Raw genomic sequence first — 24,961 nt, forward strand, 5'->3', positions numbered from 1 at the left:
CATGCTTCGAATGGTGTGATGCAATTTTGCATCAGTCGCGATGTCATGTTTTCCGCCTCACGGCCGGCTCGTAGAAATCCTCGGGCGCTGTACACCCGTATCGGAAGCGATCAGGTCTTCAGGAAACCGAGGATATCGGCATTGATCTCATGAACATGGGTCATGACGATGCCATGCGAGCCGCCCGGGTACACCTTCAGCGTTGCGTTCGGAATGAGCTTCACTGACTGCTGCGCGGAGATCTCGATTGGCACATTCTGGTCGTCGTCGCCGTGGAGAATCAGTGTCGGCACAGAAATCCTCTTCATGTCCCCGGTATAGTCGACCTCGGAGAATGCCCGAATGCAGTCGATCTGCCCCAGGATGCCGCCAGACATGCCCTGCAACCAGAATGCGTCAACTGTGCCTTGGGGAACACTGGCGTTCGGACGATTGATACCAAGGAACGGGCCAGCGAGATCTTTGAAGAACTGCCCGCGGTTGTCAGCCAATGCCTTCCGGATTCCGTCAAATATTTCCTTGGGCACGCCAGCGGTTGTGGGGGCTACCGAGCCGACCAGAATCACCTTCGCGACACGTCCGCTGCCATGACGACTGACGTAGCGTGCGATCTCGCCACCGCCGATCGAGTGCCCGACCAACGTTGCGTCCCGTGCTGCGGCGTGCCGTGATTGTCCAGATACGAAGGCGCGGAGCAAAAGAGGCGTCGCACAGGGAACAAACGCCGTTCGATCAGCGAATTCCGCCAGCGCGGCACCAAAGTGCCCGAGCGCAAAGCCGGGCAGCATCTGGATGCGCAGCCTTCCCGTGGGTGTGGCGCGAAGTTCGCGCATCTGGTCGGTCAGATCGTTGACGCGTCCGACGACTTGCGCGCATTCGCGATGGAACGGCGCGTTGATCGCTTCGCTGATGCCCCTTGGTGGTGTGCTCGGCAACCTGTGCGCTGGCTGGCTGATGGACCGATGGACGGCCCGGCGCACCATCACCCTCGCCTTCCTGCTGACTGGTGTCCTTGTGCTCATTGCGGGTCAATGTGCCGGCCACCCCATGCTGCTGGGCATCCTGTTGTTTGCCTCCGGTACTGTCGTGACGGCGCCTGTAACGTCCATGGCCTCGTACGCAGCAGTGCTCTACCCCACCGAAGGCCGCGGCACGGGGGTCGCCTGGATGTTTGGCGTCGGGCGATTCGGCGGCGTCGCAAGCGCTTTCGTGGGCGCCACTCTGCTGGGGCTCGGCTGGACCATCGGCGCTGTCTTCAGCTTGCTGATTGTTCCATCGCTGATCGCGGCATTCGCCTTATGGGCCATTGGGCACAGTCGATCCAGTCGCGCCGAACATGGAGAAATGAGCCATGAGACGGCAAATCAACGCTGACAGCTAGTCGCGCATGTGATGGGTGCGGAGTTCTTCTCCTGAACTACTGCAAGTGGAGTAGACAGGTTCAAAGAACTACAAAACGCTCACTTATGGCTTCTTGCCCTCTTTCCCCAAAAGATACCTTTCGATTCGCGAATCGGGAAGAAACCAAAATGCAGCCATCGCAATTAGAATAAGTGTTGCTGCAATGCTGCTAAAAAACTTACCACGATCGCCAGTGCGTAGACAACCAGAGATAATCTCCCCTTCAGATCTTTGCCAATCGCACCTGCGAGGGAGGAGCCCTTCCCCTCCAATGCCATGATGACACGTTGCAATACCCAATAGGATACGGCACACATGAACAGCACAAAGGCATACAACGCGGTTGGAACTTCCGAGAATTCTGACTTTCCAGTCCAGGTGGTGGTTATGGGAATCATCGTCAACCAGAACAACAGATTGAGATTGGCCCACATGACCTTTCCATTGATGCCGCGCACCATCTGGAACAAGTGATGGTGATTATTCCAATAAATTCCGACGTAAATAAAACTGAGCACATATCCGAAGAAATGATGGGCCTCCGCTTGCACTCCGTTCCAGTTAAATTCGGCGGGAAGCTGAATCTGATACAGCATCAGCGTCAGGCTCACCGATATGACACCATCACTGAAGGATTCCAGTCGGCTTTTGTTTATGACCATGGCCTCCCTCAGATTAATTGTTTACGAAAGGACAGGCTGGCCAGATACAAAATTACCAGCGCGAAAGGCAGCACGCTCCAGAATCCAACACGCATGTAAAGCACGGCACCAAGAAACGCGCCCAGGACGAAACCAACTACGATGCTCCCGCTTTTCAGCACGGCCACCCCATGCTCTCGGCTGAGCGTGCGTACGAAATTCGATAAATCGATACCGAACTGAGTGGTATTGCCAGTCATCATGGTGCTGGGGCTGATGTGCTTGATCAACGTCTTGCTCGCCGTATTGCGGATTGCCAAGGCCATCAGGCCCAGGCCGCCGGTCAGCGCCAGTTCGCCCGCGTCGGGGTCGCGAAGCGGATCGAAGTACAGGCCCACCAGCATGAAGCCCAACAGGAACACAGCCTCCGCCACGAACAGCCAGCCCAGGGTCTTGTGGGACTGGCTACAGCGGTCAATCCACATTTTGGCAAACATGACCGTGGCGATAAATAACGGAATGGCCCCCAGTTTGATCCACATGCCCGCCCCTCCCTTCACGAAGGCCGCGCCGGCCAGCACCAGGTTGCCGGTCACATGGGCGGTGAAAAAACCGAGCAAAGCGATGAAGCCTATGGTGTCGATGGCCCCTCCCACGACGGTGAGCAGCACTGCCGTGCGGCATTGCGCCCACAAGCTGATGGCAGAGTTGTCGTGGGGCTGCGAATCGCTGATGGCTGTCATGTCGTATACATCCTGCAAATAGCGTTAATCGCCTGAATTGAGGGCAATCATGTCGGTTTGATCATGTCACGCGCATAGGCGAGGCCCGTGCCATACCCACCACCATGCTCAACCACGATCGAGCGCGCCTTCTCATATGTGTCATGACGAGTCCAGTCCCTCTGGAATTCGAGAAGGAGTTGGAGCCAGGAAGTCATCACTGCGCCAGCGGAAGCCATCCGTCGCAACGCAAGGTCATGGCTTGTTGGTGTCAGTCCACCGCAAGCATCGGCAACGACGTGCACTTGATATCCCTCGGACAGCGCAGAAAGAACCGGGAAGCTCACGCAGGCCTCCGTCAGCATGCCCGCGATGATCAGCGTACGCTTTCCGGTAGCCGTAATCGCGTCGCGCACCGCATCATCTTCCCAAAGGTTCATGTTGCGGCGTTCAATCGGCGTGACGTTTGGCAGCACTTCCCGAAAAGCCGGCATCAATGGGCCGCTGTACACCTTCGACGCCGAAGTGGAGACCACAACCGGCAAGTCAAAGGCGACCGCCGTCTTCGCGACGGCAAGGCCATTACTGCGCAGAATCTGGGGGTCTTGAGAACCCGCAGCGAACGCAAGGCCTGCCTGTTCATCAACGAGGATCAATGCGCAATCGGCGGGTTCGAGCAACGGTAGTTTGGACATGGGAGTTCTCCTGTTCATTTGAGACTGCGATCCTGTGACAATCCGCAGCCTTCGCCACGAGTTAATTCAATTAGATTGACGTTGTTTGACGGCGTTTTTTGTCATTTCGACGCCATGGGGCTAACTACAGCAGCGAGAGCTTCGCCAAAAGTGATTGATTCGCGCACACATTATTCAAATATTTTGAATTTCGAAGTTCGTGAAACGGACGCTTCGGAGTGCGGTGAGGGATGCGACTGCGCACCTGCCAGACCCTACGCGTTCATACAAGCCCGATTAGCGCTCCGTCAGACGAACCGTGGGATGGGTCCTCGCTGCGGCGTCTGGCCCGGGAGCACGATCTCTTCCCGATCAATGTAGCACCACCCCCATCCCTCAGGGGGGTCATATCCCTCAATGATTGGATGTCCGGTTTTTTCGAAATGCGCGCGGGCATGCTTGAGAGGAGAGTTATCGCAGCAGCCAACGTGACCGCAGGTTCGGCACAACCGAAGATGCACCCACGGGCTGCCCACCTTGAGGCATTCTTCATAACCCAGGGCGCTTGGCACGACATCACGGATCGTATCCGCATGGTCACAGGTCTTCATGCCACCTCCTTTGTCAGTTTGCTGAGGTAACTGTGGATCTGGGAGATGGCAGCGGCACCATCGCCGACCGCAGCGGCAACTCGCTTGGTCGAGCCAGCGCGGACGTCGCCGATTGCAAAGACTCCAGGCATGCTGGCCTCGAGAGATAAGGTCGATGCGCCAGTAAGAATGAAGCCCTTGTCATCCGTCGCAATCGAGTCGTTGAGCCAGCAGGTATGCGGCGTCGCGCCGATGAACAGGAACAGGTGGCAGATATCGTAGTGCGTCGAGGTGCCGCTGGCGCGATCGCGAACGGTGGCGCTGGCGAGCGTGTCGCCAGTGGGGGCGAGTCCGGTCAGATCCGTACCGACATGAATCTCCACGTTGGACAGTGCCGAGATGCGGTCGATGAGGTAGCGGGACATCGTCTCCGACAGGTCTCGCCGGACGAACACGTGAAGCCGCTTCACGTGTGGCGCGAGAAACACGATCGCCTGGCCCGCCGAGTTGCCGCCGCCGACAAGAGCGATTTCCTTGCCAGCACACAAGCGGGCTTCGATCGGGGATGCCCAATAGGAAACTCCGGAGCCCTCGAAATGCGCGAGACCGGCAATGTCGGGGTGTCGGTAGGCGGCACCTGAGGCAATCACGATAGTACGCGCGGCCACTGTCGAGTCGCCGGATAGCTTGAGCGTCAGCCGATCCTCGTGGCGATCGAGCCGCCCAACGCTCACAGGGATGGCCACCTCAGCCCCGAATTTGAGGGCCTGGGTGAATGCGCGGCCAGCCAGCGCCTGTCCTGAGATGCCTGTAGGAAAGCCAAGATAATTTTCGATTCGCGCCGACGCGCCGGCCTGGCCGCCCATGGCGCGCTCGTCCAGAACGATCACCGAGAGGCCCTCCGAAGCGCCATAGACCGCTGCGGCCAACCCGGCCGGTCCCGCGCCGACGATGGCGACGTCGTAGGTCTTCTGCTGCTCGATCTTGGGGATGATGCCGAGACAGGCCGCCAGCTCCCGCTCATCGGGCCGCTTCAGCACGTTGCCGCTAGGGCAGACCACCAGCGGCAGGTCGGTGGGGAGAAGCGCCATCCGCTCAATAAAGCTGCGCCCGCCGCCATCGACTTTGGGATCCATGACGTGGTTGGGATAGCCGCAGCGGGTCAGGAAGCCCTGGAGGCGCAGAAGATGCGCATCGTCTGGCGCACCAATCAGGATCGTGCCCGAGCCGCCGTGTTCGATCAGCCTGACACGGCGCAAGATCAGCGCGCGCATGACGATCTCACCGACCTCCGCCGATCCGATCATCAGGGCTCGCAAATGCGGCGGATTGAACGGAAGCAGCGTAGCGCCATCAGGACCGGCTCGCGCCGAGGCGATCGACGCACGGCCGTCAATCTGGCTGACCTCTCCCGTGAACTGCCCTGCTCGATGGGTGGTGATTGGCGTTTCCTCGTCAAGACCATCCCGGCGCTGAACGTCGATCGAGCCATCCAGCACGAGCCAGACGGGCACATTCCTCTCCCCCGTGGCGAAGACAATCTCACCCGACGCAAAATACCGCGGCGGACCGCTTGCGAACCGGCGCGCCGCCTCAACCTGGATCGGTGTCAGGACGGGGAATATCTGGTGCCTGCGCTCTCCGACACCGTCTGTCTGCTGCTGGATCATATGAGCGTTCTCCTCTCGAGAGCGGCGTCTTGAGGGTTCATTGCCACGAGCCGTCAGCTTCGGGAAGGTCGGCGGTTGTCTGCGTGAACCAGATCAGCGTCACGCGAGGTGAGTTTCGATCGGCAACCCGGCTCTCAACGTCTTCGTGACGGGCGTGCGCTCGGCAATCTCCGCCAGACGCGTTTTCTGGCTGTCCTCCAGCCCCTTGATCACAAGCGTCCGCTCGATGCGGAGCTCGTCTGCCCCAAGAAGCCGCAGGGAAACTTCGAGCGACTCAAGGACCCAACCTTTGCGTTCGGCATACATCTTGAGCGTGATGGCGGTGCACGCTCCCAAGCTTGCAAGCAATAAATCGTAGGGGGCCGGTCCAGCCCCTTGTCCGCCGAGCGCGTGGGGTTCATCGGCCGTGATTGCGTGGCCCGATACGACGATGTTCGTGCGATAGGGCGTCGATCCAATCTGCGCGGTGCCGTGTGTCATGGTTCCTGTCTCCACTGCACGATGGGGATGTGGGATGAGCTTGTTTTGCTAGAGTATTCTCGCAACGCGTCTGATATATCAATCAACCTTTAGTATGGTCGATCGGCTCCGCGGCATCTCGGGATACTCAAATTCAAGAAGCGCGGCGTTGCTGGGATCGAAGCTGGCATCACTCATGGCCACTACACCTTTGGCGCATTGAATCAGGCGTTCCAGAGCGACGTGCTGTCGCTGGCAGCCGGGATTGCACGGGAAGCGCAGGTCATGAGCGAGCTGGCGGCAGGCCATAGGGAAGAGGCAGGCTGAAGCGGGGGCTACCGGCAAGAAGACCGATCCCGAGCGCCGTTCGGCGCATTCAATTCGGGCTGGCCAGGCGTGCGCGGCTTCCTGGCCGGCTCCATAAACGCTTCATAAGACAAGCAGACCTTGTCAGTAGGCGCCCCTCAGAGATACGGGTGTAGATTGAGACCGCCGTACACGTTGCTTGTTGGAAGCCGTCCTCTGTCACCGCGATCCAACGCCGCCCCCTGAACGGCATCATCGCATCCAGCCATGACTCGTAACCCTAGCTGGCTGTAGCCGCCACATTGGCCCGCGCCTTATGCAATTTTTTGTAACTGTCGATCAGGCGGTGGTGCCTATCGAAACCCTTCAGTTTCATACTCGTTGGCGTTAATCCGAAGAAGCGCACGCTGCCGTCCACTGACCCCATTACCGCGTCCATCCGAGCGTTGCCAAACATCCGACGGAAGTTGACCGCGTAGTCGTCTAGTTCCAGGTCGTCATCGAGCAGCACCTCCAGCACCACATTCAAGGCCTGGTAAAACAATCCGCGCTCGACCGTGTTGTCGTTGTACTGCAGGAAGGCTCCTACCAGCTCTTGCGCCTCCTCCAACTGCTGCAGGGCGAGATGAATCAGCAGCTTCAACTCGAGAACTGTCAGCTGCCCCCAGTCCGTATTCTCGTCAAATTCGATGCCGATCAAAGTGGCAATATCGGAGTACTCATCCAGCTCACTGTTATCCAACCGCTCAAGCAGATCCTCCAGGCCGGCATCGTCCAGGCGATGCAAGTTCAAAATGTCGGCGCGGAACAACAGCGCCTTGTTTGTGTTATCCCAGATCAAATCCTCTACCGGGTAAACTTCCGAATAACCAGGCACCAAAATCCGGCAGGCTACGGCACCCAGCTGGTCATACACCGCCATGTAAGTCTCTTTGCCCATGTCTTCGAGAATGCCGAACAACGTTGCGGCTTCCTCGGCATTGGAGTTTTCACCCTGGCCAGAAAAATCCCACTCAACAAACTCGAAATTCGCTTTGGCGCTGAAAAAGCGCCACGACACCACACCGCTGGAATCGATGAAGTGCTCAACAAAGTTGTTTGATTCCGTCACGGCGTTACTGACAAAGGTGGGCTGAGGTAAATCGTTCAGGCCTTCAAAACTGCGCCCCTGCAGCAATTCCGTCAGACTCCGTTCCAGCGCCACTTCGAAGCTTGGGTGCGCGCCGAACGAGGCAAAGACACCGCCTGTCCGCGGGTTCATCAAGGTGACGCACATCACCGGATAGGTCCCGCCCAGCGACGCGTCCTTTACCAGCACCGGAAAGCCCTGCTCTTCCAACCCCTGAATTCCGGCCAGAATGCCGGGGTATTTCGCCAGCACTTCGTGCGGCACATCAGGCAATGCGATTTCACCTTCCAGAATTTCGCGCTTTATCGCCCGTTCGAAAATTTCGGAAAGGCATTGCACCTGCGCTTCAGCCAGCGTATTACCGGCACTCATGCCATTGCTGACGAATAGGTTTTCGATCAGGTTGGATGGAAAATACACCACTTCGCCGTCCGACTGCCGCACATACGGCAGCGAACAGATACCGCGCTGTACATTGCCGGAGTTGGTGTCGTACAGATGCGAGCCATGCAACTCGCCATCGGAATTATAAATTTGCAGGCAGTATGCATCCAGAATTTCAGCCGGCAGCGCATCCTCCGGGCCAGGCATGAACCAGCGCTCGTTCGGGTAATGAACAAACGCCGCATTGGCGATGTCCTCGCCCCAAAACGTACCGCCATAGAAATGGTTGCAGTTCAGGCGCTCGATAAACTCCCCTAACGCCGACGCCAACGCGCTTTCTTTGGTCGCTCCCTTGCCATTGGTAAAACACATCGGCGAGTGCGCATCGCGGATATGCAGCGACCACACATTGGGAACGATATTGCGCCACGAAGCGATTTCAATCTTCATGCCCAGATCCGCCAAAACGCCCGACATATTGGCGATGGTTTGCTCCAACGGCAGATCCTTGCCCACAATATAGGTGCTGGCGTCAGAAGCCGGCTTCAACGCCAGCAACGACTGAGCATCGGCATCCAAGTTCTCTACCTCTTCAATGACAAACTCGGGTCCGGCTTGCACCACTTTTTTCACCGTACAACGCTCGATAGAGCGCAAAATACCTCGGCGGTCCATGTCCGAGATATCCGGCGGCAACTCAACCTGAATCTTGAAAATCTGTTGGTAACGGTTTTCCGGATCAACAATATTATTCTGCGACAGGCGGATATTTTCGGTAGGAATATTGCGGGTTACGCAGTACAACTTCACAAAGTAAGCGGCACACAAGGCCGATGAGGCCAGAAAATAATCGAAGGGACCAGGCGCCGAGCCATCGCCCTTATAACGGATAGGCTGGTCGGCCACTACCGTGAAGTCATCGAACTTGGCTTCAAGACGTAGTTTATCGAGAAAGTTGACTTTAATTTCCACGGGAGAATTCCAAAAATGGTGCTAAAAATGATGTAGCCGCTACTATCTGCCGCCACGCCGGTGCCGTGCAATGCATCGATGCTTTCCACAAACGCTGCCGCATACGGATAATTTGACAGGGGAACGCCACGGCGCAAGACATGGCTGGAACCGGCGAGCTTCCATGTGCCATGGCGATATCCACGGCAACGCCAAGTGCAGTTGTACCAAACTGAATCGCCACGAGTTCCTCCAACACTCTCCAGAATGCGAGAACTACCAGGCGACAATCCGAAATATAAAGCCCTGTAAAAACAGGGCTTTAATAGTCAATCAACTAGCGAATAATGTTTCCCAACGGGAATTTCACTCCCACTCGATCGTCGCCGGCGGCTTGCCCGACACGTCATACACCACGCGATTCAAACCACGCACCTCATTGATGATGCGGTTCGAGCACCGCCCCAGCAGCGCGTACGGCAAATGCGCCCAATGCGCCGTCATGAAGTCCGTGGTCTGCACCGCACGCAGCGCCACCACGTAGTCATAGGTGCGGCCGTCGCCCATCACGCCAACGGACTTGACCGGCAGGAACACCGCAAACGCCTGGCTGGTCAGGTCATACCAGCTCTTGCCCACTTGCGAGGGCTCGCACATGCCGGCGGCGGCGTCTTGCTCGGTGGCCACCGTGCCACGCAGCTCTTCGATGAAGATCGCATCTGCGCGGCGCAGCAGCTCGGCGTAGTCGCGCTTGACTTCGCCCAGGATACGCACGCCCAGGCCCGGGCCCGGGAACGGATGGCGGTAGACCATTTCCGGCGGCAGGCCGAGCGCCACGCCGAGTTCGCGGACTTCGTCCTTGAACAGGTCGCGCAGCGGCTCAAGCAGCTTGAGGCCCAGCGTTTCCGGCAGGCCGCCCACATTGTGGTGGCTCTTGATGGTGGTGGCCTTCTTGGTCTTGGTGCCACCGGATTCCACCACGTCGGGGTAGATCGTGCCTTGGGCCAGCCACTTCGCGTTGGTCAGCTTCTTGGCTTCGGCCTGGAACACTTCGACGAACTCGCGACCGATGATCTTGCGCTTTTGCTCGGGATCGGTCACGCCGGCCAGGTGGCCGAGGAACTGCTCGGAGGCGTCGATGGCGATGACCTTGGCGTGCAGGCGGCCGGCGAACATGTCCATCACCATCTTGCCTTCGTTCAGGCGCAGCAGGCCGTGGTCGACGAACACGCAGGTGAGCTGGTCGCCGATGGCGCGATGGATCAGGGCCGCGGCCACCGACGAATCGACGCCGCCGGACAGGCCGAGGATCACTTCTTCGTCGCCCACCTGTTCGCGGATCTTGGCGACGGCTTCGGCGATATGGTCGTGCATGACCCAGTCAGGCTTGGCGCCGGCGATCTTCAGCACGAAGCGCTCGAGCATGTCGCGGCCCTTGGCCGTGTGCGTGACTTCCGGGTGGAACTGCACTGCATAGTAGCCGCGCGCTTCGTCGGCCATGCCGGCGATCGGGCAGCTCGGCGTGGAGGCCATCAGCTTGAAGCCGGGCGGCAGCTCGGCAACCTTGTCGCCGTGGCTCATCCAGACCTTGAGCATGCCGTGGCCTTCGGGCGTGGAGAAGTCCTCCAGGTCCTTGAGCAGCGCGGTGTGGCCATGCGCGCGCATCTCGGCGTAGCCGAACTCGCGATGGTCGCTCCATTCCACCTTGCCGCCCAGCTGCACGGCCATGGTCTGCATGCCGTAGCAGATGCCCAGCACCGGCACGCCGAGGTCCCACACGGCCTGCGGCGCGCGCAGCTGGTGGTCTTCGTAGGTGCTGGCGTGGCTGCCGGACAGGATGATGCCCTTGGGCGCGAACTCGCGCACGAATTCGTCCGTGACGTCGTTCGGGTGGATCTCGCAGTAGACGTGCGCTTCGCGCACGCGGCGGGCGATCAGCTGCGTAACTTGCGAGCCGAAATCAAGGATGAGGACTTTGTCGTGCATGATGGGCGGATGGCGTTTCGTCCGGTGCGGGCTCGGTCATCACTTCGGTGCCCGGACCATAGCCGGGCGGTGGCGTGACACTCGGCTCGCGCCGGTATTCGGGTGATTGCGGCCGGCGTGCCACGGGGCGGCGCCGGCATCCTTGTTTTGCGTTTCTTTTTGCAGCTCCCGTTGTTCACGTTGCTCGCGTTCGCGCACGCGTACGCGCTTGGCGGCCGGGATCTGCACCGCGGCGAAGAAGGCCAGCATCGCGGCCAGCACCGGCAGCCAGATCTTTCCGGCGCCCTGCACGGGCAGGTCGAACATGAGCATCCACGCCACGATCAGCACCGCGCTGGCCAGGTTGACCTGCCCGACTGTTCGCGCCACCGCCACCGTGAGCTGCCCGTTGACGGTCGCCTGCCACAGGAGCAAGGCCAGGCCGATCAGGGCCACGCCGAGCAACTGCCCGTACATGGCGGGCTGCGGCTGCGGCAATTGCAGCGCGCTGTAGAAGGTCGTGAAAGGCGACAGCAGCATGACGATGCCGAGCAGCAGATTCAGCAATGCGTCCAGGAACAGCACGGCACGCAGCAATACTTTCATAAGAACTCCTCCGGCCTGGCGCGGGGCCTGGCTTGGGGGCGGCGCCGGTCGGCGCAGCCGGCGCGCGGCTGGCAGGACATCCGGGTCCCGCGCAGCCGCCAGTTCATAGAGACCTGCCTGGTCGACGCACTTGTTCGACTCAGCCCGACTTAGTCGATGTAGTAGTTCGGCGCTTCCTTGGTGATCTGCACGTCGTGCACATGCGACTCGCGCATGCCCGCGGCGGTGATCTGCACGAACTCGGACGTCTCGTGCCAGTCGGCGATCGAGCTGCTGCCGCAGTAACCCATGGAGGCACGCACGCCGCCGCACATCTGGTGGATGATGGCGGTGACCGAGCCCTTGTAGGCCACGCGGCCTTCAATGCCTTCGGGGACCAGCTTGTCGACGTTGGCGGTGTTGTCTTCCTGGAAGTAACGATCTGCCGCGCCGTCTTTCATCGCGCCGACCGAACCCATGCCGCGGTAGCTCTTGAAAGAACGCCCTTGGTACAGGAACACTTCGCCCGGTGCCTCTTCGGTACCGGAGAACATGCCGCCCATCATGACCACATGCGCGCCGGCAGCCAGTGCCTTGGCGATGTCGCCCGAGTAGCGGATGCCGCCGTCGGCCACCAGCGGCACGCCGGTGCCCTTGAGGGCTTCGGCCACGTTGGAGACCGCGGTGATCTGCGGCACGCCCACGCCAGCGACGATACGGGTGGTGCAGATCGAACCCGGGCCGATGCCAACCTTGACGCCGTCGGCGCCATGATCGACCAGCGCCCGCGCGGCCGAGCCGGTGGCGATGTTGCCGCCGATCACCTGCACCTGCGGATAGTTCTGCTTGACCCAGCGCACGCGGTCCAGCACGCCCTGGCTGTGGCCGTGGGCGGTGTCTACCACGATCACGTCCACGCCGGCCTTGACCAGCAGGTCGACGCGTTCATCGTTGTCAGGGCCCACGCCGACTGCGGCGCCTACGCGCAGCTGGCCGCGGTCATCCTTGCTGGCGAGCGGATGCTCCACTGCCTTCTGGATGTCCTTGACGGTGATCAGGCCGTTCAGCTCGAAATCCTTGTTGACCACCAGCACGCGCTCGAGGCGGTGGCGGTTCATCAGGCGCTTGGCGTCCTCCAGCGAGGCGTCTTCGCCCACCGTGACGAGCTTTTCGCGCGGGGTCATCTTGGCGCGCGCGGGCGCGTCGAGTTCTTCCTCGAAACGCAGGTCGCGGTTGGTGATGATGCCGACGACCGTCTTGCCTTCCACCACCGGGAAACCGGAGATGCCGTATTGATGTGATAATGCAATCACATCACGGATCTTCATGTCTGGGGGAATCGTGATGGGGTCACGCAGCACGCCGGATTCGTAGCGCTTCACGCGCGCCACTTCCCGGGCCTGGTCGGCCGGCTTCAGGTTCTTGTGGACGATGCCGATACCACCGGCCTGCGCCATGGCAATCGCCAGGCGGGCTTCCGTGACGGTATCCATGGCGGCGGATACCAGCGGAATGTTCAATTCGATCGAACGGGTCAGGCGGGTACGGAGCGAAACATCCCGGGGCAGTACCGACGAATAGGCCGGCACGAGGAGCACGTCATCGAATGTGAGTGCTTTCTGGACAAGACGCATAGCAATTCCTCTAGGCGCAAAACCGAATTATACAGGAATGGCACGTTTCTTGACGCGCCTGCGAGTGCCCTTGTTCAAGTCTGCTATGCTCTTTGTCTTTTTTCAGGGATAGGCAAGCAACAATGGGTATCGGCGTACTGTGCGGCCTGCTGGCCGGCGCCTTCTGGGGCATGGTGTTCATTGCCCCCAAGCTGCTGCCCGTATTCTCCCCCTGGGAACTCGCGATCGGCCGCTACCTGGCCTACGGGCTGGTCGCTTTCATCGCCGCGGTGCCGCTGATGAAGCGCATTGCGCGCAAGCTCACGCGCGCGGATTGCCTTGCACTGCTACGCCAGGCCTTCACCGGCAACCTGCTGTACTACGTGCTGCTGGCGTTTGGCGTACAGCTTGCCGGCGTGGGCCCCACCTCGCTGATCATCGGCATCCTGCCCATCTCCGTCACCATCATGGGCCGGCGCGACCATGGCGCCGTGCCGCTGTCGCGCCTGATCTGGCCGTTGCTGGTGGTGGCCGCCGGCATCGCCTGCATCAATATCGACCTGTTCTCCGGCGCAGGGCACGCGCATGGCGCTGCCGCGGGCGAGGCGGTGCGCAGCGTCTGGCAACGCCTGGCCGGCGTGATGTGCGCGGCCGGCGCGCTGGTGTGCTGGACGCTCTACGCGGTCGATAACGCACGCTACCTGCAGCGCAACCCGCAGTACAGCGGCAATGAATGGTCCGCGCTCTATGGCATCTCCACCGGCGTGGTGTCGGTGGTGCTGGCGCTGCTGGCATTGCTGGGCTGGCTGGTGGCCGGCGACAGCCTCGCCGCGGCCAGCGGCGGGCGCGACTGGCAATGGTTCTGGATGGTTAACGCGGCCGTGGCGCTCGGCGCGTCGCTGATCGGCAACAACCTGTGGAATATCTCCAGCCGCCGCCTGCCGCTCACCTTGTCGGGCCAGATGATCGTGTTCGAGACGTTGTTCGCGCTGGCGTATGGCTTTGTCTTCGACCATCGGCTGCCACGCCCGCTGGAAATCGCGGCCATTGTGTTGCTGATGATTGGCGTGGCCTGGTCGGTGCGCTTGCACGCTGTCGACAAGTCTGCCTAAACTAGCGGCCAATCCCGGCAGCCAAGGGCGCGCGAGTCACTCGCGCAGTGGGGTTCCAGCCCTGCGCGCCCTGCTGCCGCACTTGTCACCGCAGGCTGCCTCCCTACACGCCAAGCCATGAAACGATCGACCGCGCTCTTCAATCTCGCCACGCTGGCCGCCCTCGCCTGCCTGTGCCAGGCTGCCACCGCCCAGACGGATTCGCAATGGCAGTGGCGCGACGGCAATGGCCGCATGGTCTACAGCGACGTGCCGCCGCCGCCCTCGGTGCCTGCCGCCAGTGTGATCAAGGCCCCCGGACGCTTTGCCGGCAGCTTGCGCCCGATCGAGCCTGGCGGCTCGCCAGCGGCGGGAGCTGGCCCAGCAGGCGTTGTTGCAGGCACCCAGCCCGCGCCGGCCGCGAAGGGCGATGGCAAGGTAAAAGCGGAGTCCATGGCAAGTGCCGAGGAGGCCTTCCAAAAGCGCCGTGCCGCGCAGTCGAAGCGGAAGCGGACCAGGCCGCCAAGGACCTGGCCGCGCAGGAACGCCAGGTGCGCTGCGCGCAATCGCGCAACTATGCGACTTCGCTGCAGCAGAACCGCCGCATTGCCGTGCCAGCGCCAGACGGCACGCCGCGTCATCTGAACGATGACGAGCGGCAGGCCGAATTGCAACGCGTCAACGCCAGTCTCGAGCAAAACTGCGCCTGAGCGCCTGAGCGCCTGCGTACTCCGTGCCGGCGCCAGTCAGCCGCCACGTAGCCATTTCAGCCCTTCGCGCGTGCCGCCCTTGCGGGTCTTCTGCACGCGCCGGTTGCGCGCCGACTTGGGATCGGCCACCAGCGGGCGATAGACCTCGATGCGGTCGCCGGCCCGCACCAGGGTGTCCGGTGTCTTGAGCTTGCTGAAAATGCCGACCCGCATGGTGGCGGGATCCACCTCCGGACAAGCCTGCAGCAAGCCTGAAGCGGCAATCGCGGCGACAATGGTGGTGCCGGGGGCACCTCGAGTTCCTTCAGGAAGGCGTCGCCAGGACGGGCGTAGCAAACCGAGATACGCACCGCAGGTGCAGTGCCGGGGATGCCGGCCTCGTCAGCCATTGCCATAGACCACTTCGGCACGCTTGACGAACGCGTCGACAAACGTATTGGCGATCATGTTGAACACCGGCCCGATGATTTTCTCCAGCAGGAAGCTGGAGAACTCGTAGTGCAGGTGGAATTCGATCTTGCAGGCATCCTCGCGCAGGGGCGTGAAGCGCCAGGAACCGCTGAAGGTCTTGAAGGGCCCGTCCTCGAACACCATATCGATCTTGGTGGGCCGCTCCTGCGTATTGCGGGTGTGGAAGTACTGCTTGATGCCGTTGAAGTGGATGTAGATCTTGGCGTCGAGCATTGTCTCGGTCTGCTCGAACACCTCCACGCCACCGCACCAGGGGAGGAACTTGGGATAGTCCTCGACTTGCGTGACCAGGTTGTACATCTGCTCGGCGGAATGGCCGAGCAGCACGGATTTATGGACGTCTGCCATGTAGTGGGGAATCATGGCCCGCGCGAAGCGCCGCCAGCGCCATGACGCACTGCGGAATCCACCGGAGCGGGCCGGTTTGCTAGAATCCCGATTTTAGCCCACGCGCGCGCCGACGGCACCCCGGACGCGCACGATAGCGCTCAAACCACGGCCTTATGGCCTTGCGTGGCCCTGCAGCGTCGCCGCAGCGGCTTTCCCCTTCGTTTTTGGTGTTTGTTTTACTTATCTCCATTTCCACTATCCGGACCGCATGACCATCGCAGACAACAAGAAAGCCTTTTTCGACTACTTCATCGAAGAGCGATATGAGGCGGGGATCGTGCTCGAGGGCTGGGAAGTCAAGGCGATCCGCGCGGGACGCGTGCAGATCAAGGAAGGCTACGTGGTCATTCGCGACGCCGAGCTGTTCCTGATCGGCGCCCATATCAGCGCGCTGAACAGCGCCTCCACCCATATCTCGCCCGATGCGGTGCGCACTCGCAAGCTGCTGCTCAAGGCCGAAGAGATCAAACGCCTGATCGGCAAGGTGGAGCAGCGCGGCTTCACGATCGTGCCGCTCAACCTGCATTACACGCGCGGACGCGTCAAATGCGAGATCGGCCTGGCCAAGGGCAAGAAGATGTTCGACAAGCGCGAAACCGAGAAGAACCGCGACTGGCAGCGGGAGAAAGCGCGGATCATGAAGGGCGCCGGAAAAGAGTAATAGACCGAGGCAGCCTGGCAGCACGCCGCAAGACTGCCGCCTCGCTTCATCGCCCTTCTTCAAGCCCCCTTCTGCTGGCCTTTGACGATCTGCAGCGCCGACGCAATCATGGTGCTCATGTCACCAAGGTTGCCCGGCACGATCAGCGTGTTGCCCTGCTTGGCCAGACTGCCGAAGGCGCTCACGTACTCCTCCGCCACCTTCAGGTTCACCGCCTCCATGCCGCCGTCCGTGCGGATGGCATGTCCGATCTTCTCGATGGCCTGCGCGTTGGCCTCCGCCACCGCCAGGATCGCAGAGGCCTCGCCCTGCGCCCGGTTGATGGCCGCCTGCCGCTCGCCTTCGGACTTCTGGATGGCGGCCTCGCGCGCGCCCGTGGCCAGGTTGATCTGCTCCTGGCGCTTGCCTTCCGACGCGGCGATCAGCGCCCGCTTTTCACGCTCGGCGGTAATCTGCGCCTGCATCGCGTGCAGGATTTCCTTGGGCGGAGTGAGATCCTTGATCTCGTAGCGCAGCACCTTCACGCCCCAGCTCGCGGCGGCCTCGTCCAGCGCATTGACCACGCTGTGGTTGATGTACTCGCGCTCCTCGAAGGTCTTGTCCAGCTCCAGCTTGCCGATCACCGAGCGCAGCGTGGTCTGCGACAGCTGAGTGATGGCCACCACGAAATTGCTGGATCCGTAGGACGCTTTCATCGGGTCGGTGACCTGGAAGTACAGCACGCCGTCCACCTGCAATTGCGTGTTGTCCTTGGTAATGCAGATCTGGCTCGGCACATCGAGCGGGATTTCCTTCAGGACATGCTTGTAGGCCACGCGGTCGATGAAGGGCAGCACGACGGTCAGCCCCGGCGTCAGCGTGGCGCGGTACTTGCCGAGGCGTTCCAGCACCCAGGCATGCTGCTGCGGCACGATCTTGAAGCTTTGCGCCACCAGCACGATGACGGCGACCAGGATCAGCAGGGGCAGCAGGCTGCCGAAGAATTCGAACATGGGACCTCCGTGACGGGGTTGAAAAAAACGAACGGCGAGAAACCGGTGGAAATCGAGGCTGCGCCCTACCGCGGGCTGACGAAGAGCGTATTGCCGCGTACCTCGACGATGCGAAAACGCCCAGGCGCTGCCGGGCCGGCCGCCTGGAGCTCCACGTCCCAGTCGGTGCCGCGGTAACGCACCCGCGCCCGCCCGGCCTCGCCCCAGGCCGGCACCTCAAGCTCCTGGCCGATATCCGGGTTGACGTTGGGGTCTCGTTCCGCCGCGTCGCGCTTGACGCGCCCGTAGCGGGACCGCCGCAGCGCGACAAAGCCGGCTAGCGCCACCAGCGCCGCCATCAGGGTCTGGGCGGCTGCGCCAAGCCCGGCCAGCGCACCCAGGCCGCCCACGGTGGCGCCCAGCGCCACCATCAGCAAATACAAGGTGCCGAGCCCCAGTTCCGCGATCACCAGCACCGCGGCCAGCGCAAACCAGATGTAGTACGGCGCCATATTTCCCCTCCTTGCTTACCTGCTCACCTGCCTTTGTCCTGGCCACGGCCAAGACAAAAAACCCCGCAGCGCCAGAGCGCCTGCGGGGTTCGGAACACCTGGCGCAGGGCCGGTGTACCGCTATTGTGACGTCAAATGCCTCAGGAAGCCAGTTGCTTCCAGGTATCGACCACCGAGTCGGGGTTCAGCGAGATCGATTTGATGCCTTCCTTGGCCAGCCACAGCGCAAAGTCCGGGTGGTCCGAGGGGCCCTGGCCGCAGATGCCGACGTACTTGTCCAGGCGCAGCGCAGTGGAGATGGCACGCGACAACATGAACTTGACGGCCGGGTCGCGTTCGTCGAAGTCCTTGGCCAGCAGCTCCATGCCGGAGTCGCGGTCCAGGCCCAGCGTGAGCTGGGTCAGGTCGTTCGAGCCGATCGAGAAGCCGTCGAAGAACTGCAGGAACTCCTCAGCCAGGATCGCGTTGGACGGCACTTCGCACATCATGATGACGCGCAGGCCGTTCTCGCCGCGCTTCAGGCCGTGCTTGGCCAGCAGGCCGATGACCTTCTCGGCCTGGCCAAGCGTGCGCACGAACGGCACCATGATCTCGACGTTGGTCAGGCCCATGTCGTCGCGCACGCGCTTCATGGCCTTGCATTCCATCTCGAAGGCTTCGGCGAAGTCTTCGGAGATGTAGCGCGAGGCGCCGCGGAAACCCAGCATGGGGTTTTCTTCGTCCGGCTCGTAGCGCGAGCCACCGATCAGCTTCTTGTACTCGTTGGACTTGAAGTCCGACAGGCGCACGATGACGGGCTTCGGGTAGAACGCCGCGCCGATGGTGGCGATGCCTTCGGCCAGCTTGTCCACATAGAACGCACGCGGGCTGGCATGGCCGCGGGCCACGCTTTCCACGGCCTTCTTCAGGTCGGCATCGACTTGCGGGTAGTCAAGGATGGCCTTCGGGTGGACACCGATGTTGTTGTTGATGATGAACTCGAGGCGGGCCAGGCCAACACCCTGGTTCGGGATCTGGCAGAAGTCGAAGGCCAGTTGCGGGTTACCGACGTTCATCATGATCTTGACGTCGATTTCCGGCATTTCGCCGCGCTGCACTTCAGTGACCTCGGTTTCGAGCAGGCCGTCGTACACACGGCCTTCATCGCCCTCGGCGCACGACACCGTCACCAGCGTGCCGTCCTTGAGCAGGTCGGTGGCGTCGCCGCAGCCGACCACGGCCGGCACGCCGAGCTCGCGCGCGATGATGGCCGCGTGGCAGGTACGGCCACCGCGGTTGGTCACGATGGCGGCGGCGCGCTTCATCACCGGTTCCCAGTTGGGATCGGTCATGTCGGCGACCAGCACGTCACCGGGCTGCACGCGTTCCATTTCGGACGGGTCATTGATCACACGGACGCGGCCGGTGCCGATCTTCTGGCCAATGGCGCGGCCGCTGGTCAGCACGGGCGCGGTGCCCTTGAGCTTGAAGCGCTGCTCTGCCTTGCCCGCGGACTGGCTCTTCACCGTTTCCGGGCGCGCCTGCAGGATGTAGATCTTGCCGTCGCGGCCGTCCTTGCCCCACTCGATGTCCATCGGGCGGCCGTAATGCTTCTCGATGATCATCGCGTACTTGGCCAGCTCCGACACATCGGCGTCGGTGATGGAGTAGCGGTTGCGCAGTTCGATGGGCACGTCGACGGTCTTGACGCGGCCGGCTTCGCCCGGCGCGGTGAATTCCATCTTGATCAGCTTGGAGCCGATCGAGCGGCGGATGATGGGGTACTTGCCCGCTTGCAGCGTGGGCTTGAAGACGTAGAACTCGTCCGGGTTGACCGCGCCCTGCACCACCGTTTCGCCCAGGCCGTAGCTGGAGGTGATGAAGACGACGTCGGGGAAGCCGGATTCGGTGTCGATGGTGAACATCACGCCCGCGGCGCCCACGTCCGAGCGCACCATGCGCTGCACGCCGGCGGACAGCGCGACGATGTCGTGCGCGAAGCCCTTGTGCACGCGATAGGAAATGGCACGGTCGTTGTACAGCGAGGCGAACACGTGACGGATCTTGTCCAGCACGTCGTCGATGCCGCTGACGTTGAGGTACGACTCCTGCTGGCCGGCGAACGACGCGTCCGGCAGGTCTTCGGCCGTGGCCGAGGAACGCACGGCGAACGAAGCCTCGGCGCCTTCGCGCTCTTCGGCGCGGGCATAGAACTCGCGGATTTCCTTTTCCAGGCGGGGCTGGAACGGCGCTTCGACGACCCAGCCGCGGATCTCGGCACCGGCTTCGGCCAGGGCCTTGACGTCGTCGACGTTAAGGGCCTTCAGGCGATCGGAAATGCGTTGGGTCAGGTTGCTGTGGGCGAGGAAGTCGCGAAAAGCCAGCGAAGTGGTGGCAAAGCCGCCGGGCACCCGCACGCCAGCCTCGGCCAGCTGCGAGATCATCTCGCCGAGCGACGAATTCTTGCCGCCCACGGTTTCCACATCTTCCTTGCGCAACTGCTCGAACGGCAGCACGTAGGCGCCGTCAATTGCCGGGTTGTTCATAAAAGCCTCAAAACAAAGTAAGAAACCTGTTGCTGACGCCCGGAATATTGTTGGAGTTCTGCTACCGGACGGATCGCTTGGCTAAACAGTCCCAGCGGCTCACAATCGGTATGCGATCGTGATTGCTGCAGCGCACATTGTTGACAATTCGTGGCCGAATCGTTGTGCCAACAGCGCTGACGGAATTGCTTAGCGAAAAGATCGCCGCTATTCTACCGTGCCGCACCGCACTTTCGCGGAGCGCGGATTCAAAAATAATTGTCCATACATGTCCCTGCCCGACGCTCCCCAGCCCGATGCTCCCGCTGCGCCCCTTGCGCCGCAGCAACCCCAGGAACCGAGTAAAGAGGAGCGCCCCGCCATCCGCACGGTCTTTATCGTCTCCGATGGCACCGGCATTACCGCCGAGACCTTCAGCCACTCGATCCTGGCCCAGTTCGAGATGCGTTTCCGCAAAGTGCGCATGCCATTCGTCGACACGCCCGAAAAGGCGCACATCGCGGTGGGCAAGATCAATGAGGCCTTCTACGCGGAAGGCGTGCAGCCCATCGTCTTCACCACCCTGGTCAACCAGGAGTCGAACAAGGCGATCCGCCGCGCCAAGGCCATGATCCTGGATATGTTCCAGACCTTCATCGAGCCGCTGGAGAAGGAGCTCGGGCTGAAGTCCACCCATGCGATCGGCCGTTTTCACCAGAACGCGGACACCGAGGCCTACCAGAACCGTATCGAGGCGATCAACTTCTCGCTCGCGCATGACGACGGCCAGTCGCACAAGAACCTGGCCGAGGCCGACATCATCCTGGTGGGCGTGTCGCGCAGCGGCAAGACCCCGACCAGCCTTTACCTTGCCATGCAGTATGGGCTGAAGGCGGCCAATTACCCGCTGATTCCCGACGACTTCGAGCGCGGCAAGCTGCCCACCGCGCTCTACGCGTTCAAGAGCAAGATCTTCGGGCTGTCGATCAATCCGCAGCGCCTGGCCGAGATCCGCAACGAGCGGCGCCCGGGCAGCAAGTACGCAGCGCCGGAGAACTGCCGCTACGAGGTCAACGAGGCCGAGGCCATGATGCGCCGCGAGGGCATCAAATGGCTGTCGTCCACGCACAAGTCGATCGAAGAGATCGCCACCACGATCCTGCAGGAGATCAAGGTGGACCGCGACAGCAATTATTGAGGAAGCATCGAGCCGCGGATGAAGCCAGCGGGGCAGAGGGCGGGCGTTGGATGTGGCGTTGGTCCTCGAATGCCTAGTTGTTCGCCATCCACGATGCTTAACGTCAAAAGCTCAAAAGCTTAAAATCAAAGGCAGTTTCACCTCCCCTGCGGGGAGGCGACCTACTTTCTTGTCTCGCCAAGAAAGTAGGCAAAGAAGGCGACCCGGATGGGGCGAAAGACTCCTCGTCGGCAGGCAAAAAGAGCGGCCGGGGGCCAAACTCACATCGCCTTAAGGCGATGCTCAGACATGGCCCCCTCTTTTCCGCTCTTTTTGCCTGCCGACGAGGCGCCCCATAACGGGAGATGAAAACCTTGACGGCTCGCTTCGCGTCGCGGGCAGGTGATTGCCGCCTGGGGGCGGAAATCACGGCTACCACAATTGGTTGATCTTTCCGCCGGTTTGCTCCCCTCTCCCACTTGTGGGAGAGGGGCCGAGGGAGAGGGCGGGCGCTCGACAGCGCTGTCATGCGCTCAATTGCTGATTCCAATGGCAATCGCCACGGGCCAGGCGCGAGATCGCGTCCTTGACGAATGCCCGCCCTCTCCCCCGCCCCTCATCCGCCGCGCGGCAGAGGGGAAAAACCTCGGGCCAATCCTTCCACGCACCTGGCACCTGGTATCAGCCCTGCCGCCGCTGCCGCACCGCCTCGAACAGGCAGATCGCCGTGGCCGCGGCCACGTTCAGCGATTCCAGCCCGCCCGGCTGGGGAATGCCAACCGTGCGGCTGATCTTGTCCATCCACTCCGGGCTCACGCCCGCGCCTTCATTGCCCACCACCCAGCCGACCGGACCACGCAGGTCGGTGTCGAACACGGCTGCCTGCGCGTGCGAGGACGTGGCCAGCAGCGGCACTGCCAGACGCGGCGCCAGCATGTCGAGCGTGCAGTGCTCGACGATGTTCAGGTGGAAATTGGCGCCCATGGCGGCGCGCAGGGTCTTGGTCGACCAGGCGAAGGCGCTGCCGGTGACAAGAAAGGCGTGCTGGATGCCCGCGGCCGCGGCGCTGCGCAGGATCGAGCCGACGTTGCCGGCATCCTGGACGCCGTCCAGGATGATGCAATCGGTGTCGATATGCGACGGCAGGTGGCCGGTGGGCGTGTCGATGACCAGCATCAGGTCGATGCCGTTGACCACGCCGGCGATCTGGTCAAACAAGGCATCCGCCAGCAGCACCACGCGCTCGGGCTCGATCTGCCTGAGCAGCGCCGCCACTTCGGCATGATCGTAGTGCCGCTCGGACACCACGCACTGCACCGGCTGGCCCAGCGCGTCCAGATAGGCTTGCGCCAGGTGCACGCCATCGAGCACCGAATGCCCCGCCTTGCGGCGCGCATGCGTGGAGCCGGTCAGCGCCTTGAGGTGCTTGAACAGCGCGTTCTCGCGCGAAGTGACGTGCTTCACAATTGCGGCTCCGGGAATGCTGGCACCGGGGCGGCGGCAACGGGTGCGATGCGCCCCAGCGCGATGGCTTCACGCACGGGCGCAAACGAGCGCCGGTGGTGCGGTGTGGCGCCGAACTCGGCCAGCGCTGCCAGGTGCTGCGGCGTACCGTAGCCGGCGTGGGCATCGAAGCCGTACTGCGGGTACGTGGCGTGCAGCATCAGCAGTTCGCGGTCGCGCGCCACCTTGGCCAGGATGGAGGCCGCCGAGATGGCCTGCACCTTGGCATCGCCCTTGACGATGGCCTCGACTGCAAAACGCACCTGCGGGCGGCGGTTGCCGTCCACCTGCACCAGGTCCGGCTCCAGGCCGGAATCGGCCAGGCCATGCACGGCACGCTGCATGGCCAGCATGGTGGCATGCAGGATGTTGATGGTGTCGATCTCTTCCACCGACGCCTGGGCGATATGCCAGCCCAAGGCGCGCTCGCAGATCTCGTCGAACAGCGCCTCGCGACGGCGCGCGGTCAGCACCTTGGAGTCCGCCAGGCCCTGGATTGGACGAGCCGGGTCCAGCACCACGGCGGCGGCATAGACCGGGCCGGCCAACGGGCCCCTGCCCGCTTCGTCCACGCCGCACAGGTGGCGGACCTGCGCGCCGGCGCCGGTCAGGTCGAAACCGAGCTGGGCCGAATCGCCCTTGGCGGTGGCTGTGGGTCGGCGCGCCATTACACGCCCCTCCGCTGCCGGATCAGGTCGGCGACCACGGCCGAAGCGATCTCGGCGGTATTGCGTTTAAGCGTCTGGTGCATCTGGGTGAAATGGTCGCGCAGGAACGCGGTGTTGCCTTCGTCGTTCAGCTGCAGCAGCGTCTCGCGCGCCAATGCCTCGGGCGTGGCGTCGTCCTGCAACAATTCGGGCACGACAAAACGCCCCGACAGGATGTTGGGCAGGCCCACATAGGGCAGGTAACCCTGCCGCTTCATGATCTGCGCGGTCAGCCAGGGCACCTTGTACGAGATCACCATGGGCTTCTTGTACAGCGCCGCCTCCAGCGTGGCGGTGCCGCTAGCCAGCAGGATCACGTCGGCGGCTTCCATGGCCAGGTGCGACTGCCCGTCGATGACGGTCAGCGGGATCTGCGGGTACTGCTGGTGCAGGCCCGCGACGATCTCGCGCAGCGGTGCGCTGGCAACCGGCAGCACGAAGGCGAGATTGCCGTCCATGCTGTGCATGCGTGCCATCGCCGCGAAGAACGTCGCGCCCAGGTTGCGCACCTCGGACTGCCGGCTGCCGGGCAGCACGGCCACCACGCGAGGCCCGGCCGGCAGGCCGAGCTTCTCGCGGGCGCCCTGCGTGTCCGGCACCATCGGGATCACGTCGGCCAGCGGATGGCCCACATAGGTGGCGGGAATCCCGGCGCGGGCGTAGATCTCAGGCTCGAACGGGAACAGGCACAGGATGTGGTCGACCGCGCGCGCGATGGTGCGGATACGCCCCCGCGCCAGGCCCAGATCGACGGGCTGACGAAGTGCACCACCGGAATGCCGGCACGGCGCAGCGGTACCTCGAGCCCGAAGTTGAAATCCGGCGCATCCACGCCGATAAAGCACAGCGGCGGCTGCGCCAGCAGCTTTTCCTTGATGGCGCGGCGCGTGGCGAGGATCTCGCGCAGCGAGCCCAGCACCTCCACGTAGCCGTTGACCGAGAGGGTGTCCATCGGCCATTGCGACTCGAACCCCTGCGCCATCATGCGGGGCCCGCCGATGCCGGCATAGCTGACTTCGCCGAGGCGGGCCTTGAGCCCGCCCATCAGCAAGGAGGCAAGCAGGTCGCCTGAGTTCTCGCCAGCCACCATGGCGATGGTGCCGCGATTGCCCGCGCCCGCCGCGACCGGCGTGGCCTCCATGGCCGGTAGGACACCGTCGACCATGGCTGTATC

At 62.3% G+C, this 24,961-nt stretch carries 21 protein-coding genes and 3 pseudogenes; 5 read left to right on the forward strand and 19 right to left on the reverse strand.

All coding sequences use genetic code 11. The features are described from left to right. Positions 1–110: 110 nt before the first annotated feature. On the reverse strand, positions 111–833 hold the full coding sequence (locus tag OMK73_RS18075; RefSeq protein WP_267603302.1) for an alpha/beta fold hydrolase: 723 nt from the start codon (positions 831–833) through the stop codon (positions 111–113). A 61-nt stretch (positions 834–894) separates the two neighbouring features. Here OMK73_RS18075 and OMK73_RS18080 point away from each other — a divergent pair, with 61 nt between their 5' ends. Further along, complete coding sequence (locus OMK73_RS18080; protein ID WP_267603304.1) at positions 895–1,374, forward strand: MFS transporter; 480 nt, start codon at positions 895–897, stop codon at positions 1,372–1,374. Between the two features lie 170 nt (positions 1,375–1,544). Here OMK73_RS18080 and OMK73_RS18085 read toward each other — a convergent pair whose 3' ends face one another. The 10 genes and pseudogenes from OMK73_RS18085 to guaB all read right to left on the reverse strand — a co-directional run bounded on the left by OMK73_RS18085 (position 1,545) and on the right by guaB (position 13,111). Continuing rightward, positions 1,545–2,063: a TMEM175 family protein gene (locus OMK73_RS18085; RefSeq protein WP_267603305.1), complete on the reverse strand. Its 519-nt coding sequence runs from the start codon at positions 2,061–2,063 to the stop codon at positions 1,545–1,547. A gap of 8 nt (positions 2,064–2,071) precedes the next feature. After that, on the reverse strand, positions 2,072–2,785 hold the full coding sequence (locus tag OMK73_RS18090; protein WP_267603307.1) for a YoaK family protein: 714 nt from the start codon (positions 2,783–2,785) through the stop codon (positions 2,072–2,074). Between the two features lie 47 nt (positions 2,786–2,832). After that, entirely contained in the window at positions 2,833–3,459 is a 627-nt protein-coding gene (locus tag OMK73_RS18095) for a hydrolase (protein WP_267603309.1), read from the reverse strand. A 287-nt stretch (positions 3,460–3,746) separates the two neighbouring features. Further along, positions 3,747–4,049: a UBP-type zinc finger domain-containing protein gene (locus OMK73_RS18100; protein WP_267603311.1), complete on the reverse strand. Its 303-nt coding sequence runs from the start codon at positions 4,047–4,049 to the stop codon at positions 3,747–3,749. Next, positions 4,046–5,698 (reverse strand): FAD-dependent oxidoreductase, encoded by a 1,653-nt coding sequence (locus tag OMK73_RS18105; protein ID WP_267603313.1) that lies wholly within the window; start codon positions 5,696–5,698, stop codon positions 4,046–4,048. Before OMK73_RS18105 ends, OMK73_RS18100 begins: the two co-directional genes overlap by 4 nt. Before the next feature lie 99 nt (positions 5,699–5,797). Then, the gene (locus OMK73_RS18110; RefSeq protein ID WP_267603315.1) at positions 5,798–6,178 is read right to left on the reverse strand and encodes an OsmC family protein; all 381 of its coding nucleotides are present in this window, start codon (positions 6,176–6,178) and stop codon (positions 5,798–5,800) included. Between the two features lie 565 nt (positions 6,179–6,743). Further along, complete coding sequence (locus tag OMK73_RS18115; RefSeq protein WP_267603317.1) at positions 6,744–8,948, reverse strand: OsmC domain/YcaO domain-containing protein; 2,205 nt, start codon at positions 8,946–8,948, stop codon at positions 6,744–6,746. A 345-nt stretch (positions 8,949–9,293) separates the two neighbouring features. Then, a complete protein-coding gene (gene guaA, locus OMK73_RS18120; RefSeq protein WP_267603318.1) occupies positions 9,294–10,913 on the reverse strand; it encodes a glutamine-hydrolyzing GMP synthase in 1,620 nt (539 codons plus the stop codon). Then, positions 10,888–11,498, reverse strand: a pseudogene (locus OMK73_RS18125) (hypothetical protein). Before OMK73_RS18125 ends, guaA begins: the two are co-directional and overlap by 26 nt. Before the next feature lie 149 nt (positions 11,499–11,647). Beyond that, on the reverse strand, positions 11,648–13,111 hold the full coding sequence (gene guaB, locus OMK73_RS18130) for an IMP dehydrogenase (RefSeq protein WP_267603323.1): 1,464 nt from the start codon (positions 13,109–13,111) through the stop codon (positions 11,648–11,650). 122 nt (positions 13,112–13,233) lie between these two features. Here guaB and OMK73_RS18135 point away from each other — a divergent pair, with 122 nt between their 5' ends. Both OMK73_RS18135 and OMK73_RS18140 read left to right on the forward strand, forming a co-directional pair. Further along, positions 13,234–14,202: a DMT family transporter gene (locus OMK73_RS18135; RefSeq protein ID WP_267603324.1), complete on the forward strand. Its 969-nt coding sequence runs from the start codon at positions 13,234–13,236 to the stop codon at positions 14,200–14,202. Positions 14,203–14,319: 117 nt separating this feature from the next. Continuing rightward, positions 14,320–14,826, forward strand: a complete 507-nt coding sequence (locus OMK73_RS18140; protein ID WP_267603326.1) for a DUF4124 domain-containing protein — start codon at positions 14,320–14,322, stop codon at positions 14,824–14,826. A gap of 101 nt (positions 14,827–14,927) precedes the next feature. On the opposite strand, the pseudogene OMK73_RS18145 reads toward OMK73_RS18140, so the two are convergent. Both OMK73_RS18145 and OMK73_RS18150 read right to left on the reverse strand, forming a co-directional pair. Then, positions 14,928–15,280 (reverse strand): annotated as a pseudogene (locus OMK73_RS18145) (RnfH family protein). After that, positions 15,273–15,710, reverse strand: coding sequence for a type II toxin-antitoxin system RatA family toxin (locus tag OMK73_RS18150; protein WP_267606423.1), 438 nt, complete (start codon positions 15,708–15,710; stop codon positions 15,273–15,275). The pseudogene OMK73_RS18145 and the gene OMK73_RS18150 overlap by 8 nt, the downstream one beginning before the upstream one ends. A 250-nt stretch (positions 15,711–15,960) precedes the next feature. Here OMK73_RS18150 and smpB point away from each other — a divergent pair, with 250 nt between their 5' ends. Continuing rightward, positions 15,961–16,413, forward strand: a complete 453-nt coding sequence (gene smpB, locus OMK73_RS18155) for an SsrA-binding protein SmpB (RefSeq protein ID WP_267603329.1) — start codon at positions 15,961–15,963, stop codon at positions 16,411–16,413. A 59-nt stretch (positions 16,414–16,472) separates the two neighbouring features. On the opposite strand, the gene OMK73_RS18160 is transcribed toward smpB, so the two are convergent. The 3 genes from OMK73_RS18160 to ppsA all read right to left on the reverse strand — a co-directional run bounded on the left by OMK73_RS18160 (position 16,473) and on the right by ppsA (position 20,421). Further along, the gene (locus tag OMK73_RS18160) at positions 16,473–17,405 is read right to left on the reverse strand and encodes an SPFH domain-containing protein (RefSeq protein ID WP_267603330.1); all 933 of its coding nucleotides are present in this window, start codon (positions 17,403–17,405) and stop codon (positions 16,473–16,475) included. A gap of 65 nt (positions 17,406–17,470) precedes the next feature. Further along, positions 17,471–17,896 (reverse strand): NfeD family protein, encoded by a 426-nt coding sequence (locus tag OMK73_RS18165; protein ID WP_267603333.1) that lies wholly within the window; start codon positions 17,894–17,896, stop codon positions 17,471–17,473. Between the two features lie 140 nt (positions 17,897–18,036). After that, a complete protein-coding gene (gene ppsA / locus OMK73_RS18170) occupies positions 18,037–20,421 on the reverse strand; it encodes a phosphoenolpyruvate synthase (RefSeq protein WP_267603334.1) in 2,385 nt (794 codons plus the stop codon). 268 nt (positions 20,422–20,689) lie between these two features. Between ppsA and ppsR the strand changes: the two genes are divergently transcribed. Further along, positions 20,690–21,598, forward strand: a complete 909-nt coding sequence (gene ppsR, locus OMK73_RS18175) for a pyruvate, water dikinase regulatory protein (protein ID WP_400091293.1) — start codon at positions 20,690–20,692, stop codon at positions 21,596–21,598. Positions 21,599–22,258: 660 nt separating this feature from the next. Here the strand turns inward: ppsR and OMK73_RS18180 are convergent. From OMK73_RS18180 to lpxB, 3 genes and pseudogenes are all read right to left on the reverse strand, one after another. Beyond that, positions 22,259–23,041 carry a TrmH family RNA methyltransferase gene (locus tag OMK73_RS18180; RefSeq protein WP_267603335.1) on the reverse strand — a complete coding sequence of 261 codons (783 nt, stop codon included), beginning with the start codon at positions 23,039–23,041 and terminating at the stop codon, positions 22,259–22,261. Next, positions 23,038–23,748 (reverse strand): ribonuclease HII, encoded by a 711-nt coding sequence (rnhB, locus tag OMK73_RS18185; protein WP_267603336.1) that lies wholly within the window; start codon positions 23,746–23,748, stop codon positions 23,038–23,040. The genes OMK73_RS18180 and rnhB overlap by 4 nt, the downstream gene beginning before the upstream one ends. Then, positions 23,748–24,952 (reverse strand): annotated as a pseudogene (gene lpxB / locus OMK73_RS18190) (lipid-A-disaccharide synthase). The gene rnhB and the pseudogene lpxB overlap by 1 nt, the downstream one beginning before the upstream one ends. Positions 24,953–24,961: the final 9 nt, after the last annotated feature.

This window comes from Cupriavidus sp. D39 (genome assembly GCF_026627925.1).
GTDB classification, from domain to species: Bacteria; Pseudomonadota; Gammaproteobacteria; order Burkholderiales; family Burkholderiaceae; genus Cupriavidus; species Cupriavidus ulmosensis.

Excerpts from the sequence above, each read along its gene's own strand:
- OMK73_RS18085 (WP_267603305.1), bottom strand. The coding sequence starts at position 2,063 with ATGGTCATAAACAAAAGCCGACTGGAATCCTTCAGTGATGGTGTCATA.
- ppsR (WP_400091293.1), top strand. The coding sequence starts at position 20,690 with ATGTCCCTGCCCGACGCTCCCCAGCCCGATGCTCCCGCTGCGCCCCTT.
- OMK73_RS18150 (WP_267606423.1), bottom strand. The coding sequence starts at position 15,710 with ATGGCAGACGTCCATAAATCCGTGCTGCTCGGCCATTCCGCCGAGCAG.
- OMK73_RS18105 (WP_267603313.1), bottom strand. The coding sequence starts at position 5,698 with ATGATCCAGCAGCAGACAGACGGTGTCGGAGAGCGCAGGCACCAGATA.
- OMK73_RS18090 (WP_267603307.1), bottom strand. The coding sequence starts at position 2,785 with ATGACAGCCATCAGCGATTCGCAGCCCCACGACAACTCTGCCATCAGC.
- guaA (WP_267603318.1), bottom strand. The coding sequence starts at position 10,913 with ATGCACGACAAAGTCCTCATCCTTGATTTCGGCTCGCAAGTTACGCAG.
- OMK73_RS18075 (WP_267603302.1), bottom strand. The coding sequence starts at position 833 with ATGCGCGAACTTCGCGCCACACCCACGGGAAGGCTGCGCATCCAGATG.
- guaB (WP_267603323.1), bottom strand. The coding sequence starts at position 13,111 with ATGCGTCTTGTCCAGAAAGCACTCACATTCGATGACGTGCTCCTCGTG.
- OMK73_RS18160 (WP_267603330.1), bottom strand. The coding sequence starts at position 17,405 with ATGTTCGAATTCTTCGGCAGCCTGCTGCCCCTGCTGATCCTGGTCGCC.
- OMK73_RS18165 (WP_267603333.1), bottom strand. The coding sequence starts at position 17,896 with ATGGCGCCGTACTACATCTGGTTTGCGCTGGCCGCGGTGCTGGTGATC.
- OMK73_RS18135 (WP_267603324.1), top strand. The coding sequence starts at position 13,234 with ATGGGTATCGGCGTACTGTGCGGCCTGCTGGCCGGCGCCTTCTGGGGC.
- smpB (WP_267603329.1), top strand. The coding sequence starts at position 15,961 with ATGACCATCGCAGACAACAAGAAAGCCTTTTTCGACTACTTCATCGAA.
- rnhB (WP_267603336.1), bottom strand. The coding sequence starts at position 23,748 with ATGGCGCGCCGACCCACAGCCACCGCCAAGGGCGATTCGGCCCAGCTC.
- ppsA (WP_267603334.1), bottom strand. The coding sequence starts at position 20,421 with ATGAACAACCCGGCAATTGACGGCGCCTACGTGCTGCCGTTCGAGCAG.
- OMK73_RS18110 (WP_267603315.1), bottom strand. The coding sequence starts at position 6,178 with ATGACACACGGCACCGCGCAGATTGGATCGACGCCCTATCGCACGAAC.
- OMK73_RS18100 (WP_267603311.1), bottom strand. The coding sequence starts at position 4,049 with ATGAAGACCTGTGACCATGCGGATACGATCCGTGATGTCGTGCCAAGC.
- OMK73_RS18095 (WP_267603309.1), bottom strand. The coding sequence starts at position 3,459 with ATGTCCAAACTACCGTTGCTCGAACCCGCCGATTGCGCATTGATCCTC.
- OMK73_RS18140 (WP_267603326.1), top strand. The coding sequence starts at position 14,320 with ATGAAACGATCGACCGCGCTCTTCAATCTCGCCACGCTGGCCGCCCTC.